A 13,412-nucleotide genomic window follows, 5' to 3' on the forward strand; every position below is an offset into this window, starting at 1 on the left:
TGTGCCGGGCTCACCTCTTCAGGTACTCGCGCACCTTGTCGGCCTGGTTGCCCACCGCGGCGACTGCCTTGCGCAGCTCGTCCTCGGTGACACCGAGCGACTTGGTCAGTCCCTGACCTCATAGTCCTGGTTCAAGTTGATGCGGGTGCGGTCTTGGCCGCCCGATTTGCTCTTGTCGTCTGCCATGTTGTCGTGCTCCTTCAGCCAGTCGATCGGGTTGGGCTGCCAGCGCCGACAGGTCCTGAATTACTCTGACCAGGTCGTCTCGGCTTTTCATGCAGGCGATTTGCGCATTTCCCTGACAGGAGGCTTGTAGGCTGGATGTGACCCTAAATGCACATGCTTCACTTACGTGACCTATCCCCCATGCTCCTGGACGAGCGGTTGCTGCCGTGGAGCGACGATGCTTGGGTGTACGAGCTGAAGTTCGATGGCTATCGTGTCCTGGCTCAGTTCGGCAGCGGCTCGGCAGAGCTCAGGACGAGGAACGGAGCCGACTGTACGAAGTGGTTCCCCGAGGTGGCGAAGAGCCTGGCAACGGTGAAGGGTGGGCCGCACGTCGTCGATGGTGAGGTGTGCGTCCTTGACGAGTACGGCCGGAGCGACTTCAACCGCCTGCAGGATCGCGCCAGGCGCCGGAGGTGGTACGAAGGGGCGGACCCCGTGACCTATTGCGTCTTCGATCTTCTGGAGGAGGGCGGGAAGGATCTCACCGGGCTACCCCTGCTGAAGCGCAAGGCCAGGATGCTCAAGCGCATGGCTGGGCTGCCGTCCATCTTGCCGATGACCCACGTAGACGCGGAGCATGGTCAGGAGCTGTTCCAGATGGCCGAGCAACTGAAGCTGGAGGGGTTGGTCGCCAAGAGGATCGACAGCCTCTACAAGCCCGGCGTGCGAACCTCAGAATGGGTCAAGATCCGCCGCAAAGGGGCGATCCCGGCTGAGAGGTTCAGGCGATGATTGCAAAGAGCGACGCGCGTGAACGCCAAACGTGAAAGCCCCAGGCGGGCAGGCGCCATTCCGATCAACTGCGAATTTGACGAGGGTAATATGCCGGTGACGCCCGAAGAAATGAAGCGGCTTATTGAGGCGTTCGACAACGGACACGCTCCCGTCGCGCGTGCGATGGCCAATCTGCTGATACGGGGCAATGTGATACTCGAAGAGCACCAAATGCTTGAAGGTCGCATCGGTGATGCCTTTGAATCGTTCGTCTTCGAGGTGCTCGTAGAGCATGGCGTTAGTCAGGAAGCTTTCGCAGAAACTCTCCAAGCCTTAGTCCGACTACGCGACACGATCGATCACTTGGAGCAGTTGTTTCCGTGATCTAAATTTCGTTTGTCCCAAAGCTCACAAAATGAGGCACTGGGCTCAATCCCTGCAAAGTGCGATGGCTGCATCGCACTGGCACTGGCCCGCGCATTCTGGGCAGTAGTCCTCTCTGGACGGGGCGTCAGCCCAGTATTTAGGGATTCTCTCAATTTCCTCGAACTTAAACGCCTTCAGCAATCCGAGAGAGGTTTGTGCCCCCGGACGTTGAGGCAACCAAGAGACCGCCACCCGTGCGCCGCAATTGGATTTATCAAACGTTTCAATCGCCCTCGTTAATAGGGTACTCGCAATGCCAGTTCCTCGGTAGGCTTTGGTAACTGCCAAATGTTCTAGAAATCCAACATTTGGGCGTCCTTCAAGAGCCTTCTTGGCTTTTTTGGACTTTATTCCGGCGCCGATGTCGTCTCCAGCTCCGATCGAAAACACGATTGCACCAACCGGTTTCCTTTTTAGGTAGGCAACCTCCACCCAAATTCTTTCGTTGCTCTCGACTCTCTTCAAAAGCTCCGAATATTGGATGTACGTTCCTAAGCCATCCCTGAGGACGTCCGAGGCGTCATGTAGTCGATTTCGACACCAAGGAAATTTTGACGCTGATTTCACATTGACAGGCGCATTCCGCCGCCAGAGATAGTACCCGTGGTTCACCTTGCCGTGTCCATCCGCATCTTGGCCAATCCAGCCTCCAAAAAAATCCTCCCGACGCAAGGATGTCCCCAAATTCTCACCTAGGTCAGGCGCAAGCTGCGATGGCAGCCCAGGGCCTCGCGCTAAAACAAATCCTCCGGAGCTAAGGCGCCGTCCGTCTACCTTTTCGTCGTAGGTGCCTTGCACCACGCCCCCTTTGAGCCGTCCTTTCAGGGTCCAAGTTCGACTTTTGTCCAGCATTGCGTTTTTCCCGTCAATTGCGTAGCCAGTTTGGTTTACTGCCAAGACGCTCTTAGTAACTTCTGGCCCACTACTATGACCGAAGGCAGCGAAGTACTTGCCTGCCACGGGATCGCGCCGTCGCCGCCGCCAGTTGGTAAACCATCTAAGAACGGCGGCACCGACAATGATGAGCGCAGAAAGAACTTTGGCCCAGGGAGGCAAGGTTTGTGTCAAAGCGGCGATTTTTTCCAGCCAGCTCAAAAACAGATCCATCGGAGCCCTCTCGTTCTTGTCTACTGTGCCGCCGCAGTTGCAGGTGCGCAAGTGCTAAGCGACGCATCCTAGGCCTAGGATGCTGACAGCGTGCTGTGCCCTTGCCTCCCTCGAATCTAGCGGATCTCAAGGCACAAGCGGAACGAAGCCTTGCGAAAGGGCTCCCTTTCCTCAAAGTGCCGCGCCCGCTTCCCAGATTCGCGGCCCCGGCGGCTGGTTGAGTGCCCTGCCGGTCAGCGGTGAACCGGTGCAGACTTTTATGTCCTCGCGCGTCAGCTCGGCGAGCAACAGCCTGCCGCCGAATGGCTTGTCAGGGTGCATCTGCAGCAGGTCCGCCATCTGTTCCGACGCGATTGCGCGCGCGATGCCAGGCGTCGGAAAGCCGGTCGGCGCCGGTCCCCAGCTTTCATCCCAAGGCGCGTAGTAGGCGTCGCTGATTTCCTGCGCTGTGAAGCCGGTCTCGTCACGCGATTCGTAGGCCACGCAGTGCATGCCGCCGTAGTAGTGCGAGTAGCCGACCAACGCGACTTCGTTGTCGTAGATCGAGTGCTTGAAGGCGAAGGTCTGCTCGAGCGTCTTTAGCTGATCGGTGGTCGTCTTCAGCGCACTGAACATGAGGGCCTCGAAGTCATCGCATCTCGTGCACTGCGCGACGTGAAGCAGCGAGAACAGCGTGCTCAGAAACAAGGTATTGCCGCGCGCCGCGACAACGATGTTCGCGTGCGGCAAGGTGAGCATCTTGCTGCCCTCAAAGTATCGGCCGTCCTGCGCCTTTACCTCTGTGTCCACGATCACCATGGCCTTGGTGGGCGACACCCAGACGTTGAAGAGGCTCATGATTTTCCTTGCGTGGATGCGGAACAGCGAGGGCTTCGCCGGAGGGCAGTAGGCGTAGTGGCGACAGCGCGGCCTACGGCGGCGCCTGCAATGAGCACTTGCGACAAGGTGACCACTGTGACCAAGGTGGTGCCAACCGCGATAGACCCGGCGGTTGCGCCGATGACGGGAAGGAACTGAGGCATTTTTGGGCTACCTATGAACGATGGTGGAGGGGGAGAGGCCTACTCGGCCTCATCGAGTTGCGATGGGGGCAGGCTCGGCATGAGGTACGGCTTGCGTCCATAGGCATCAAAGATCCTTGCGGCCTGTTCGGGCTTCAGGGTGCCTTTCGTCAACCCGCGAATGGCGCACGGGCGGAGCGCAGCCCAGGCCTCAGGGTCGCCGCTGGCAGCGTGCATCGCGCGAGCCAGCGCCAGACCTGAAAGCGCCGGCTCGTCAGTTTTGCGGCGAGCGCGGGGTTTGCGATCAGAGGTGGGCATTTCAGAACTCCGGGGTAGATGTCAGCCGCAAGGCCCGAACGTGAGCCAGGATCGTGCGGCGCGCGCCCTCCTCGGCCTGGAGGAGAGGGTTCATGCGCAACTGCCCTTGTGAGCCAGCCACCATGAGGCCGCCCTTCTTTATGGCGGCCTGGATCTCGCGCAGGCGGTCCAGCGTCTCGCACAGTTGCCGCAGCAGCGTGAAATCGGCCGCAGTCTCGAACGAATATTCCTCGTTCGTCGATTTCCACAACTCGCGGGCTTCGGCGGTCAGGCCCGTCGGTGGTTTGGAAGTTAGTCGCTTACGCATTGGAAAATTGAGGAAAAGTGCCCGGCTTACAGTCCGCGTGAGGAAGCGCCCGGTTTCCAAGATCAGGGGATCTCAAACAATCACCTCCCCGGGGCACCCTGCCCGGCGCGCCGTGTGAGGTCGGCGCCCGGCCACCTTCGAGCATCGTCAAATCGTCGTCGGTCAGGTACTCAAACCCAGCGGCGAAGAGATGACACCTGCCCCTCTGGATGCGAACTGCACCAGAGGGCAGCGTCTCGACTCCAACCTGCAGGCGTTCGAGCTCTGCATGAATGAACGCGATGCGCTCTTGCTTCTTCCGTTCGGCCGGGTTCATAGAAACTCCCTTGATGTAGGTGCGGCGTGCAGCCGGTGAAGGCGGTGAGCCGTCTCGCAGCGCTCTTGAGGGCGCCGCCATGCGAACCAATGGGCTCCGGGGCAAGCGAACCCCCATGCGATGCCGGCGCCTCTATGGCTTCGCTCTCTCGGGACGCCGGCTTGGTGATCACGTTGCGCTGTGCTGATAGAGCTTCACCGCGCCAGAATCGAGCAGCGCGCCGCCCGAGCGGACGACGCCGAGGAAGCCGACCTGCCCCTTCAATGCGTAGGCGCTGTCATCGAAGCGATGCAGCCTCACCTCGAGCACGTCGCGGATCATGTAGCTGTTGAGGTTGCCGAACGCAATGCTCTTCGCATTGGCGGCCGGCGCCGGCATGTCGTTGTTGATGTACACGGGCGCATCAAGCAACTGCGGGAGTTCGCCCCCAGCGGCCGGCACCCAGATTGGGCGGCCGTTCGTGTCCTTCAGCTTCCGGATCACCTTGCGCGTGGTCTGCGAGAACATCCAGCCAGGCAGCACGTCGGAACTGCCGGCCTCCGCATCAGGCATGCCGAGGTGTCCTTCGTCCACAGAGTCGGCCAGGTCGACTAGGTCGTCGTAGGTCACGGTCAACGTCTGCCCGGTCGTGCCGGTCTTTCCCACGCTGGAGGCCGTGACAAGCCCGGTGGGCTGGTTAGTGCCCGTGCCAGTGGTGAAGAAGGCATTCTGAGAGCGGCCGATGCGATCCCGAGCACGACCCATGATGAACGACACGATGTCGACTTGGCTGTCTTGCAACAGTTCCATCGGCACCGTGAACACCTTGGAGCTGAAGCTGTAGGTCGGGATTGGCGCCGTCCCGAAACTCGGATCGAGCGAGGATGCGGGTGCATTCTGGGCGAGCAGTTCCCCGACCTCGCCGGTGCCGTCCGAAGTCGGGTAGCTCATGTCGTTGCCCTTTTCGGTCGTGGTCCGCCGTGCGACGCGGCGCATCCAGCCGTAACCCTTCAGGAGGCTCACCATCTCAGAGGCGATCATGGGCGCGACCGTGAAGCCACCTTGAGATCCGGTCGTCGTCGACATGGCGTTGCGGACCGTCTTGAGCTGCGCGGCCGACATCATGTTCGGGCTATTGCGCAGGAAGATCTCAAGCCCCTCACGGTAATGGGCGCTGACCGCGTCAGACTGCCCTGCGGCGATCTGGGCAGCGTCGATGCGCCCTTGCGCCGATTCGGCCTCGTCGACATAGCGGTCGAACTTCGCTTGCTCCTGCGGGTTCCATCTGCGGGAACCCATCTCGGCAAGCATGTTCTTTGCGCTGCGAACGTTGACGTCGCGTTGCGCTTTCAGGTCGTTGATTGTTGGCATGTAGGTTCTCCCTTTCAGTCTTGGGCGTAGCGCGAGATGTCGCGAAGATGGACGAAGATCGCCGACTCATGGCCCATGCGCAGACGGCCGATGTGCGGCCACTGGATGTAGTTGCGGAAGTTGGCAGTAAAGCCCTCCGCCTCGATGGAGCTGATCAGCGCGATTTCTTCTTCATAAAGAGCGTCGAGCTCCTTGAGCTTGGCGGCATAGCGCGCGGCGAGCTCGCGGTGCGCCTTCTCCTGAGCCGCGCATGCCTCGACGCTGAGCTCGCCGGCAATGTGTTGCATGGCCTCCCTGCGGATGCGAAGGGCATTGTTCAAGGCTTCACGCTGTTGGCGGAGGACAAGATGCTCTTCGCTGAGAGCAGTCGGCGTGTTGTCGGCCGACTTCACCTTGCCGGTCGTTGCAAACTCAAGCGCCGCGGCCACATGGGCAGATTCCGGATCAGGCGCCCTGGCACGCATGAGAGCCTCGATTTCCGCGATGCGGCCTTCGACCTTTCCGAGCGCGACGCCCAGCGCTTCGTACTCTTTGGTTGCTTCGGCGTACCGGGGGTTCTTTGAGATATGGGCCATGGTGAAGATCTTTAAGGGTTTGGTGGAATCGATGGATCAATGATGCGATGCGGACCCCGAAAGTCCGTCCCCCGCTTTTGGCGAACTACGGGGTATTGCTATGCCCGCTGAGCCGCTCGCACTTGGGCGACGCTGGGGGCGCCATCCCGAAGGGCTTGGTAGTAGAGGTCTTCCGCTGTCGACCCGCAGACGTCGATGCCGCGCATTTCTCCGATGCGCTCGAAGAGATCGCGAGCGATCGGCACATCGGGCTCTTCGGTGATCAGGCGCCATACAGCGGCGTGAACCTTGTTCTTGAGCTGGCGCTGCCTGCGCACAGCGGCCAAACGGGTGTGAGGCGGCCACGGGCGACCGAATGCCTCATCCCAAGTGCACACCTCTGCATCGACGACCCGGCTATGCCGCCCGATGAAGGCATCAGCCAGCCACCTAGGCACATGCAAGGCGTTCGCAAGACAGAGCCGCAGGCAATGCAGCACAGCGCAGCCGCCGTCTCCTGCCAGGCATGCAGCCCGTGCGCTGAGCACTTCCTGCGCCGCCTGATGTTGCGCAAGAGGCTCGGGGGCTCCTGGCTGGTGCTGCTCGTTTGCCTGCAGGGCTTCAGTCGCGGTGGAGGTCCAAGGATCGAAAACGGACGTCATGACTGCGCCCTTTCGATCTCGTCGAGGCGCCGTTCCATGTCGACCAACTTGGCACCGGTCGCCGCGAACAGCCGCAACTCTGCAAGCAGGCGAGCGCGCAGATCCATCTCGTGCTGCTGGGCGGCTGCATGTGCGATGCGATTGATGCGGCTGCGAACGGTGCCGGGCAGAGGTTGGCTCTCAGGCAGCATGGAGCCTCCTCGCGCGCGCGCACAGGCCCGCGCACACAACGTTTGCCGGCGTTCTGTGGGTTTGCGTTGAAGAAGACCTTCGAGCCGGGTCAGGAGGCACCGGGCGGGAGGTTTTGGCCACCCCCCTCATGACCTTGCCCCTGCTGCCTTCGCGCTGGCCTCGCGCGCAGACTTGGCCTTGTGGCACTCATCGCACATCGGTCTGAGGTTCGCGTCGTCATTGCTGCCGCCTTGCTCGAGCGGCGTGTCATGGTCGATGTGGTCGACGTGCGATCGCCACACTCGGCCACAGTCGACGCACTCATAGCCATGCGCCAGGGCGATGCGCTGTCTGGTCTCCATCCACGCCCGGCCGCGCTGCCGGGGCGTGGCGCCGGCCTTCGTGGCCAGAGTGGGCACGCGGCTGGCGCTCAGCGTGCCCAGCTTTGGCTTCAAGGTCTTAAGCCTCGCAGTGCTCTTCATGCTCTGAGTTCCATTTGCGAGGAAGCGCGCGACAACGGATGTTCAACGGTGGTTGGACAACCGTTCGGAACCCGCTGGGTTTCTTCTGGGTTCCCGATGGGTTTTGTTCCCGTGGTGTCCCGCGGGACAGGCGCGGGAGTTACGCGTGACTCCGCGTGACATGGCGTGACAACTGCGCCGGACTCAGACAGTTCGCGCAGGAACTCGCGAGCCAGATCCCGCGTGGCATCGCTGTGCCACAGCACCGCCTGATTTATGTCTTCCGAGTCTTCCCAGATCCAGGCAGTCAACTGCTCGACCCTCTCCGACAGGACGCGCAGACGCCGGCCCAGCTTGTCGACCGTCCGCAAGGCGTCCGCGTGCGATGCAGACATCTCGCGGACAAGGCCCAGATGCTCAGCAATGAAGCGCAGATGCATGGGGTGCAGGTCTACGACGTAGCTGTCGCCCATGCTTTCGTTCTCGACCCGGATGTTGCCGTTAGGCAGGGTCTCGATGTTTAGGTGCGGGATCTGCTCATTCATGCTGCGCACCCCGGGAACGTGTCCAGAGCCTCCAGCACGCCGGCAGATGGCTTCATGCGCCATTCCACCGCGGAAGGGTTCTCGAGCCCGAAGTACTGCAGATTGACCTCGACCCAGCCGGCCGCAACTGGCCGCCGCGTGTAGTCGACCATGTCGGTGGCAGCGTCCATCTTCGACACGAAGAAGTAGCCCGGGTGCTTCAGGGAGGGCTCAACGGCGTAGACCGTGGTGTCGGGCAGGATCACCGCATAGCAGTAGCCGGCCGCCGGCACGAACTCTGCCGCGTCGGCGTCGCCGGCAAAGAGGCGGGGCGCATCCACTTCCAAATGCGACACCGGTGTCGTTTTTGCCGTCTCACTTGAAACCGTTTCAAGTGAGGTCGAGGCCAGCGACCGCACAGGCAGCGGCCGGCCTTGCGCAACCTGCATGTACCGCTGAGCCTGGCGCGGTGTCACCCAGACATTCGCCTCCAGCCAAGGCAGCCATTCGCCATGGGGCAGGGCGGCCTTTGCCTCAAGCAGCAGGGTGCCGGCCAGCTTGGCGAAGCCGATTGCCTCGTCCGCTTTCTCGTTGGCTTGCTCGCAAGCCCGATTGATGTCGGAGGCGAGGTTCAGTCGGAGTTCGATCATGCTGCACCCCCTCGGCTGCCCGCATAGATGGCAACATCTAAGACTCCTACAGAAACTGAAGTCATTCGAAAATCGGCGCTTCCCAATGACAGACCTACAGCTTCTGGAGTCATGAAGGACTTCTTCCGCCAGCAATGACTACAGCTTCTGTAGGTCTGGAGGGCTGTTTTGCAGGAGATGACTCCAGCTTCTGGAGGGCAGGAAGTGTTTTCGCTGAGCCCACCAGCCGCACAAAGTTCAGGTACGGGAACCCGCGAGGCTCGATGTCCATGGACTTCTCCCAATCCAGACGCCACCAGGTGAAGGCGATCCAGTCGGACGTGTGCGGCGCGTGGCCCTGCCGGGTGTGAACCACGAACGAACATTCGAGTAGCGCGCGCTTTGCCTTGATCAGCGTGGTTTCCGACTTCCAGCCGTGCCGCTCCATGGCGACGAACGAGGGGCATAGGCGCCCATTGTTCTTGCCCGTGTACTGCGCCATCAGATCCAGGGCGAGCCTCATGGCGCTGGGCGCCAGAGCCTGCCATTCGGGCGATAGCAGCACGTCCTTGGGCATCGCGACGAACTCGTAGGGCAATTGCCCTTTCTTGTACTTGGATGCCATTCATTGCCCCGCCCCTTGCGGCTCACTCCGCAGCACATACAGGGCGGCTCGCGGATGGGGGTAGCTCTCGCGATCGATGACCGTCACCCGCACCGTTTCGATCACATAGCCGAAGCGGTCGCGCAGCTCCTTCACCCGCGCTGGCGCCTGGAAGATGCCGATCCGCCGCAGGTCTTCTGTGGTCTGAGGCCGGCGGCGCAGCGCCTCGAGGATGCGTTGCCGCTGTGCTTGACTATGCGAGGACCTCGGGTGAAACTCGCGCTGCATTCTGTTTTCGTTTTGAGCCTGAGCACCGTTGACGCGGTCCTCGGGTTTCTTTTTGTCGGTCATAGTTTGCTGCCCTCCATCCCATGGGTTGCGTGCGTGACTCCGCGTGACTCCGCGTGACAGGGCGGGTCAAGGCGATCGATCCACACGGAGACTTCCTCCAAAGAGCGAAGCTGCCTCGTGATGTGGCTCTTGGTCAGGACGTAGGCGGGCTGGCCGCGGTCGTCGTCGAGTTGCTGCAGCGTGGCCTCAATAAGGGCGGCGCGCGCCTGCTGCGTGGCGAAGGACTTGGCGTCAATCACGATGCCGCCTTCTGAGCGTCGCGCCAGGCAACTAGCTCGTTGAGCTGGAAAACCGTGACTTTGGGGCTCAGCTTGATCGGGCGGGGAAAGTCCGGGTTTTCGCGGACCCATCGCCAAATGGTCGTGTTGCTAACTCCAAGGAACTCGCGAGCTTTGGCGACTCGCAGGGAGCGTGAGACGGTTTGCAAAATTCAATCTCCTTCAAGACCCGCTTGCAGAATGCGTTGCGGCATGAGGTGGATTGAATTGGCTTCGGCCGTTACTTTGATCCGGTTTTCGTTGCCATCAAACTAAGGGCGGCTCGCTTTTCCTTGATGCTCGCTCGGACAATGACGGGGCCGCAGGGCAGGCCGTATGGCTTCTCTTTGAACTTACCCATGAACTCGACGAACCAAGATTCCTGCGCGGAGGGGGGAAGCTCGCCGAACTGCAAATAGAACGCATCGATCACATGGCCGGTGAACGACGCGGCGTTGAACTGTTCCGGCTTAGCTTGCCGGCTTGGCTTGAGACCAGCGCTCGCGAGTTCAGCGAGGACTTCAAGAGCCTGAACGAAGTCCCAGGTCAATGAAGGGATGGTCCGGTCGATGCCAGGCGCCCGGATGGTTGCAAGGACCGTCTTGGGCACCGAAGGCACGTCGTCCTTGTGCTTCAGGACCTCGCTGTGTAGATGCAGCCGGTCCCGGGTTTGTTGACTCACGACTGTCAACGTAGCGAGTAGTCGCCTGGCGTCAGCGGCGACCCGCCCGAGTTGCTCTTTTTCCTCGCCAAGGCCGATTTCCCAACCGTCTTCGAGAACGAACTGCAGCCATGCTGAGCAACGCTCCAGGAACGCTTCTGCATCGACCTCTTCGAGCTTGCCCTTGTTTACGAGCAGTCTTCGCAGCGTTCCCCTAAAGGCGCCAGGCAAAAAATCCGCCCGTACAAGGGCGCCCGTACCGTCGCCGATCGCGGGCTTGACTCTCTTGCTCATGCCTCTTCCGCTCGCTCTCGGCGCAGCATCTCGTCGGCCTGTTGGTAGGCCATCCGGCTGGCAGAGCGGATAGCCAGGGCGTACTCGTCTTTGTCCGCATTCAAGATCGTGTCGACGTGTTTGGTCCAGATGCCATTCAGGACCGCGACAGCGCAGGCGCGACGGAATGCCTTGTCACTGGCGCTGAGCTTAGGCATGGGAAGCCTCAATTCCGTCGTGTTGCAGGGTGGCGAGCTGGTCGGCCAAAAAGGACACCATCCCCCGTGCATAGGTCGGCCGCTCAAAGCAAGTGCCGAGAACATCGGAAATGAAGGTGCCGTCGGCCATCTCCCCGCAAAACGAAAGGCCCTGAAGTTGGCCGTCGCTTGCCAGCCGGTAGCTGGGAGGAAACAAGGCGGAGTTGGACCACCTTGTTTTCAGAAGGCTTGCTCGAGCGCTTATGCATTTGCGGCCTCCACGGATGCCCGCAGGCAAGCCATCAACCGCTCTTCTTGGGCGATGTGATCTTCGTTGTGGAGCCATGCCTCGGCAATTTCCGCCAAGTCCAGAGATACCGAGTAGCCCTCGCTTTCTGCGCGCAGACGCTCGGTAAGCACCATCACCAGACTGCGGGCGCGGTCGTAGTGCTGCCCGACCTCGGTGGCCATCTCGTGCGCCAACGAGGCGCGTGCGGACGGGCTTATCGACCGGTAGTGATCTACATCCTGGCGGTTGTCGGATGTAGTGCTTTTGGTTGTTGCGCTGTTGCGTGCGAGCGCGATAATTTGCTTCGTCATGGCTGTGCATCTCCTTCTACGTTGTGCACGGGTGTGATCGGCGGTCATGGTGGGTCAGATCACCATGGCCGCCACCTTTGCCTCACTTCCAAACCTCGCGATTCCGTGAGATTTGCCGCCGTGAGGCGCAGCGGGTCAACCGGTCCGCGCGTGCGGCACGACGTTTCCATTCTTCACCGGGGTATCGCAGAAGTCGGCCCAAGCCTGCATGAGCTGGAAGCGTTTTGCCAGCAGGTCTCCGCGCCGATAGGCAGCTTCGACCTTGCTCTCGATCGTGTGCGCCAGCGCCATCTCGGCGAGCTCGCGCGGGAAGTTGGTACGCTCGGCCGCCCAGTCGCGAAAGGTCGACCGGAAGCCGTGGGGAACTGCCTCAAGGCCCATGCGGCGCATGACGGCACTGATGCTCATGAGGCTCAGCGGCTTGCCCTTGGCGCCAGGGAACAGAAGAGGAACGCCCTCTTCCCCCTCAACCTTGGGTAGCGTCTCCAAGAGGCGGATGGCCTGTTTTGAAAGAGGCACGCGGTGCACCCTCTTTGCCTTCATGCGCTCAGCGGGTACGGTCCACAATCTGGCGCCCGTGTCGATCTCGTCCCACGTAGCGCCACGGACTTCCCCGGAGCGTGCAGCCGTCAAGATCAGGAACTCAAGCGCCCGCGCTCCCATGCCTTCCATCGTTCGAAGCGCCTCCAGGAACGCCGAGGCTTCGTCGACAGGGACGGCGGGATGGTGGTCGACCTTCGACACCTTGGAAGGCTTCGGCAGCAGCTGCTCAAGGTGGCCCTTCCACCTAGCCGGGTTGTCGCCCTCCCGGTAGCCGCGCACCGCGGCCCAGTCGAGCACCGCCTCAATGCGACCGCGGACGCGCGTGGCGGTTTCGGTCTTGGTCTTCCAAATCGGCTCGAGCACCTCAAGGACATGAGCGAGGGCGATGTCTCGCACCATTAACTCGCCGAGCACCGGCTCAGCGTAGGTCTTGAGAGTGTTCTCCCATTGCTGCCGATGCTTCGGGTTGTGCCACTCGTCGCCCTTAGCCTCAATGAACATCTTGGCGCAGTCTGCGAAGGTTTTCGCCTTGGCGTTCTCGGCCATCAAGAGCGCCCTCGCCTGCCGTCGCTGCTCTACTGGGTCGACGCCCTGCACGATCAGCTCACGAGACCGGCGCGCGGCCTCCTTGGCGCCCGCCAGCGTCACATCGGGAAAGCCGCCCAGGCCGATGTCCTTGCGCTTGCCGCCAACGAGCGAACGAAGCAGCCACGCGGCGTTGCCGTTGGACTTCACCAGCAGATGCAGGCCGGCGACGCCTCCGACTGCGTGCCGGCCGGGCTGCTTTGCCAGCCGGCTGACCTGCAGCGCTCCGAGTTCGACCGCCTTCTTGGGCATCCTTGTCCTTGTGGTATTGGTTCCCACAATACTAATCGGAACTGAGCGGCACCACAAGGCATGATGCGGTACTACATTTTTGGTGTTTTCCCTCTAAAGTTGACCTATTGCGGACCTGTGCGGCACTTACAAGCATCCTGAGTTCGGGGACGCCTGCTCCGCCACTCGACATTCAGGAAGCCCGCGAAAGCGGGCTTTTTTGCTTGTGCCGGCCGATACCTTTCAATCGCCCTGATTACCTGTTTCTTGTGCGCCTTATCCTACGGCGCCGCGGGCGGCTTGGGCAGGACCGCGCATGCTGCACCGCGTTAGGCTTTTGGC

General features: G+C 61.3%; 23 protein-coding genes. 2 read left to right on the forward strand and 21 right to left on the reverse strand.

The window, feature by feature from the left end:
• Positions 1–10: 10 nt before the first annotated feature.
• Both G3W89_RS33695 and G3W89_RS33700 read right to left on the reverse strand, forming a co-directional pair.
• On the reverse strand, positions 11–109 hold the full coding sequence (locus G3W89_RS33695; RefSeq protein WP_443083209.1) for a DUF3606 domain-containing protein: 99 nt from the start codon (positions 107–109) through the stop codon (positions 11–13).
• Entirely contained in the window at positions 106–186 is an 81-nt protein-coding gene (locus tag G3W89_RS33700; RefSeq protein WP_443083210.1) for a DUF3606 domain-containing protein, read from the reverse strand. The genes G3W89_RS33695 and G3W89_RS33700 overlap by 4 nt, the downstream gene beginning before the upstream one ends.
• Positions 187–366: 180 nt before the next feature.
• Here G3W89_RS33700 and G3W89_RS16050 point away from each other — a divergent pair, with 180 nt between their 5' ends.
• Both G3W89_RS16050 and G3W89_RS16055 read left to right on the forward strand, forming a co-directional pair.
• Positions 367–960 (forward strand): ATP-dependent DNA ligase, encoded by a 594-nt coding sequence (locus tag G3W89_RS16050; RefSeq protein ID WP_162575121.1) that lies wholly within the window; start codon positions 367–369, stop codon positions 958–960.
• 18 nt (positions 961–978) lie between these two features.
• Positions 979–1,326, forward strand: a complete 348-nt coding sequence (locus G3W89_RS16055; protein ID WP_162575122.1) for a hypothetical protein — start codon at positions 979–981, stop codon at positions 1,324–1,326.
• Positions 1,327–1,371: 45 nt separating this feature from the next.
• Here G3W89_RS16055 and G3W89_RS16060 read toward each other — a convergent pair whose 3' ends face one another.
• The 19 genes from G3W89_RS16060 to G3W89_RS16150 all read right to left on the reverse strand — a co-directional run bounded on the left by G3W89_RS16060 (position 1,372) and on the right by G3W89_RS16150 (position 13,091).
• Positions 1,372–2,475: a GNAT family N-acetyltransferase gene (locus tag G3W89_RS16060; protein ID WP_162575123.1), complete on the reverse strand. Its 1,104-nt coding sequence runs from the start codon at positions 2,473–2,475 to the stop codon at positions 1,372–1,374.
• 171 nt (positions 2,476–2,646) lie between these two features.
• Positions 2,647–3,312 (reverse strand): hypothetical protein, encoded by a 666-nt coding sequence (locus G3W89_RS16065; protein WP_162575124.1) that lies wholly within the window; start codon positions 3,310–3,312, stop codon positions 2,647–2,649.
• Between the two features lie 224 nt (positions 3,313–3,536).
• Positions 3,537–3,794: a hypothetical protein gene (locus G3W89_RS16070; protein ID WP_162575125.1), complete on the reverse strand. Its 258-nt coding sequence runs from the start codon at positions 3,792–3,794 to the stop codon at positions 3,537–3,539.
• Position 3,795: 1 nt separating this feature from the next.
• A complete protein-coding gene (locus G3W89_RS16075) occupies positions 3,796–4,161 on the reverse strand; it encodes a P27 family phage terminase small subunit (RefSeq protein ID WP_162575126.1) in 366 nt (121 codons plus the stop codon).
• 424 nt (positions 4,162–4,585) lie between these two features.
• Complete coding sequence (locus G3W89_RS16080; RefSeq protein WP_162575127.1) at positions 4,586–5,767, reverse strand: phage major capsid protein; 1,182 nt, start codon at positions 5,765–5,767, stop codon at positions 4,586–4,588.
• Between the two features lie 14 nt (positions 5,768–5,781).
• Positions 5,782–6,342 (reverse strand): hypothetical protein, encoded by a 561-nt coding sequence (locus G3W89_RS16085; RefSeq protein WP_162575128.1) that lies wholly within the window; start codon positions 6,340–6,342, stop codon positions 5,782–5,784.
• Between the two features lie 98 nt (positions 6,343–6,440).
• The gene (locus tag G3W89_RS16090; protein WP_162575129.1) at positions 6,441–6,983 is read right to left on the reverse strand and encodes a hypothetical protein; all 543 of its coding nucleotides are present in this window, start codon (positions 6,981–6,983) and stop codon (positions 6,441–6,443) included.
• Complete coding sequence (locus G3W89_RS16095) at positions 6,980–7,174, reverse strand: hypothetical protein (protein WP_162575130.1); 195 nt, start codon at positions 7,172–7,174, stop codon at positions 6,980–6,982. Before G3W89_RS16095 ends, G3W89_RS16090 begins: the two co-directional genes overlap by 4 nt.
• 126 nt (positions 7,175–7,300) lie before the next feature.
• Positions 7,301–7,636: an HNH endonuclease gene (locus tag G3W89_RS33310; RefSeq protein WP_232076570.1), complete on the reverse strand. Its 336-nt coding sequence runs from the start codon at positions 7,634–7,636 to the stop codon at positions 7,301–7,303.
• Positions 7,633–8,160: a hypothetical protein gene (locus G3W89_RS16105; RefSeq protein WP_162575131.1), complete on the reverse strand. Its 528-nt coding sequence runs from the start codon at positions 8,158–8,160 to the stop codon at positions 7,633–7,635. The genes G3W89_RS33310 and G3W89_RS16105 overlap by 4 nt, the downstream gene beginning before the upstream one ends.
• Positions 8,157–8,789 carry a DUF3102 domain-containing protein gene (locus tag G3W89_RS16110; protein ID WP_162575132.1) on the reverse strand — a complete coding sequence of 211 codons (633 nt, stop codon included), beginning with the start codon at positions 8,787–8,789 and terminating at the stop codon, positions 8,157–8,159. Before G3W89_RS16110 ends, G3W89_RS16105 begins: the two co-directional genes overlap by 4 nt.
• A 109-nt stretch (positions 8,790–8,898) precedes the next feature.
• The gene (locus tag G3W89_RS16115; protein ID WP_162575133.1) at positions 8,899–9,393 is read right to left on the reverse strand and encodes a hypothetical protein; all 495 of its coding nucleotides are present in this window, start codon (positions 9,391–9,393) and stop codon (positions 8,899–8,901) included.
• The gene (locus tag G3W89_RS16120; RefSeq protein WP_162575134.1) at positions 9,394–9,723 is read right to left on the reverse strand and encodes a helix-turn-helix domain-containing protein; all 330 of its coding nucleotides are present in this window, start codon (positions 9,721–9,723) and stop codon (positions 9,394–9,396) included.
• The gene (locus G3W89_RS16125; RefSeq protein WP_162575135.1) at positions 9,720–9,962 is read right to left on the reverse strand and encodes a hypothetical protein; all 243 of its coding nucleotides are present in this window, start codon (positions 9,960–9,962) and stop codon (positions 9,720–9,722) included. Before G3W89_RS16125 ends, G3W89_RS16120 begins: the two co-directional genes overlap by 4 nt.
• Positions 9,959–10,150 (reverse strand): helix-turn-helix transcriptional regulator, encoded by a 192-nt coding sequence (locus G3W89_RS16130; RefSeq protein WP_162575136.1) that lies wholly within the window; start codon positions 10,148–10,150, stop codon positions 9,959–9,961. Before G3W89_RS16130 ends, G3W89_RS16125 begins: the two co-directional genes overlap by 4 nt.
• A 71-nt stretch (positions 10,151–10,221) precedes the next feature.
• The gene (locus G3W89_RS16135) at positions 10,222–10,935 is read right to left on the reverse strand and encodes a hypothetical protein (RefSeq protein WP_162575137.1); all 714 of its coding nucleotides are present in this window, start codon (positions 10,933–10,935) and stop codon (positions 10,222–10,224) included.
• Positions 10,932–11,132, reverse strand: coding sequence for a hypothetical protein (locus G3W89_RS16140; protein WP_162575138.1), 201 nt, complete (start codon positions 11,130–11,132; stop codon positions 10,932–10,934). The genes G3W89_RS16135 and G3W89_RS16140 overlap by 4 nt, the downstream gene beginning before the upstream one ends.
• 240 nt (positions 11,133–11,372) lie before the next feature.
• Positions 11,373–11,711 (reverse strand): hypothetical protein, encoded by a 339-nt coding sequence (locus G3W89_RS16145; RefSeq protein WP_162575139.1) that lies wholly within the window; start codon positions 11,709–11,711, stop codon positions 11,373–11,375.
• Between the two features lie 135 nt (positions 11,712–11,846).
• Positions 11,847–13,091, reverse strand: a complete 1,245-nt coding sequence (locus G3W89_RS16150) for a tyrosine-type recombinase/integrase (RefSeq protein WP_162575140.1) — start codon at positions 13,089–13,091, stop codon at positions 11,847–11,849.
• Between the last annotated feature and the right edge of the window lie 321 nt (positions 13,092–13,412).

This window comes from Variovorax sp. PBL-H6, assembly GCF_901827155.1.
GTDB lineage: Bacteria > Pseudomonadota > Gammaproteobacteria > Burkholderiales > Burkholderiaceae_C > Variovorax.

Excerpts from the sequence above, each read along its gene's own strand:
- G3W89_RS33700 (WP_443083210.1), bottom strand. The coding sequence starts at position 186 with ATGGCAGACGACAAGAGCAAATCGGGCGGCCAAGACCGCACCCGCATC.
- G3W89_RS16050 (WP_162575121.1), top strand. The coding sequence starts at position 367 with ATGCTCCTGGACGAGCGGTTGCTGCCGTGGAGCGACGATGCTTGGGTG.
- G3W89_RS16060 (WP_162575123.1), bottom strand. The coding sequence starts at position 2,475 with ATGGATCTGTTTTTGAGCTGGCTGGAAAAAATCGCCGCTTTGACACAA.
- G3W89_RS16065 (WP_162575124.1), bottom strand. The coding sequence starts at position 3,312 with ATGAGCCTCTTCAACGTCTGGGTGTCGCCCACCAAGGCCATGGTGATC.
- G3W89_RS16070 (WP_162575125.1), bottom strand. The coding sequence starts at position 3,794 with ATGCCCACCTCTGATCGCAAACCCCGCGCTCGCCGCAAAACTGACGAG.
- G3W89_RS16080 (WP_162575127.1), bottom strand. The coding sequence starts at position 5,767 with ATGCCAACAATCAACGACCTGAAAGCGCAACGCGACGTCAACGTTCGC.
- G3W89_RS16085 (WP_162575128.1), bottom strand. The coding sequence starts at position 6,342 with ATGGCCCATATCTCAAAGAACCCCCGGTACGCCGAAGCAACCAAAGAG.
- G3W89_RS16090 (WP_162575129.1), bottom strand. The coding sequence starts at position 6,983 with ATGACGTCCGTTTTCGATCCTTGGACCTCCACCGCGACTGAAGCCCTG.
- G3W89_RS16095 (WP_162575130.1), bottom strand. The coding sequence starts at position 7,174 with ATGCTGCCTGAGAGCCAACCTCTGCCCGGCACCGTTCGCAGCCGCATC.
- G3W89_RS33310 (WP_232076570.1), bottom strand. The coding sequence starts at position 7,636 with ATGAAGAGCACTGCGAGGCTTAAGACCTTGAAGCCAAAGCTGGGCACG.
- G3W89_RS16105 (WP_162575131.1), bottom strand. The coding sequence starts at position 8,160 with ATGAATGAGCAGATCCCGCACCTAAACATCGAGACCCTGCCTAACGGC.
- G3W89_RS16110 (WP_162575132.1), bottom strand. The coding sequence starts at position 8,789 with ATGATCGAACTCCGACTGAACCTCGCCTCCGACATCAATCGGGCTTGC.
- G3W89_RS16115 (WP_162575133.1), bottom strand. The coding sequence starts at position 9,393 with ATGGCATCCAAGTACAAGAAAGGGCAATTGCCCTACGAGTTCGTCGCG.
- G3W89_RS16120 (WP_162575134.1), bottom strand. The coding sequence starts at position 9,723 with ATGACCGACAAAAAGAAACCCGAGGACCGCGTCAACGGTGCTCAGGCT.
- G3W89_RS16135 (WP_162575137.1), bottom strand. The coding sequence starts at position 10,935 with ATGAGCAAGAGAGTCAAGCCCGCGATCGGCGACGGTACGGGCGCCCTT.
- G3W89_RS16140 (WP_162575138.1), bottom strand. The coding sequence starts at position 11,132 with ATGCCTAAGCTCAGCGCCAGTGACAAGGCATTCCGTCGCGCCTGCGCT.
- G3W89_RS16145 (WP_162575139.1), bottom strand. The coding sequence starts at position 11,711 with ATGACGAAGCAAATTATCGCGCTCGCACGCAACAGCGCAACAACCAAA.
- G3W89_RS16150 (WP_162575140.1), bottom strand. The coding sequence starts at position 13,091 with ATGCCCAAGAAGGCGGTCGAACTCGGAGCGCTGCAGGTCAGCCGGCTG.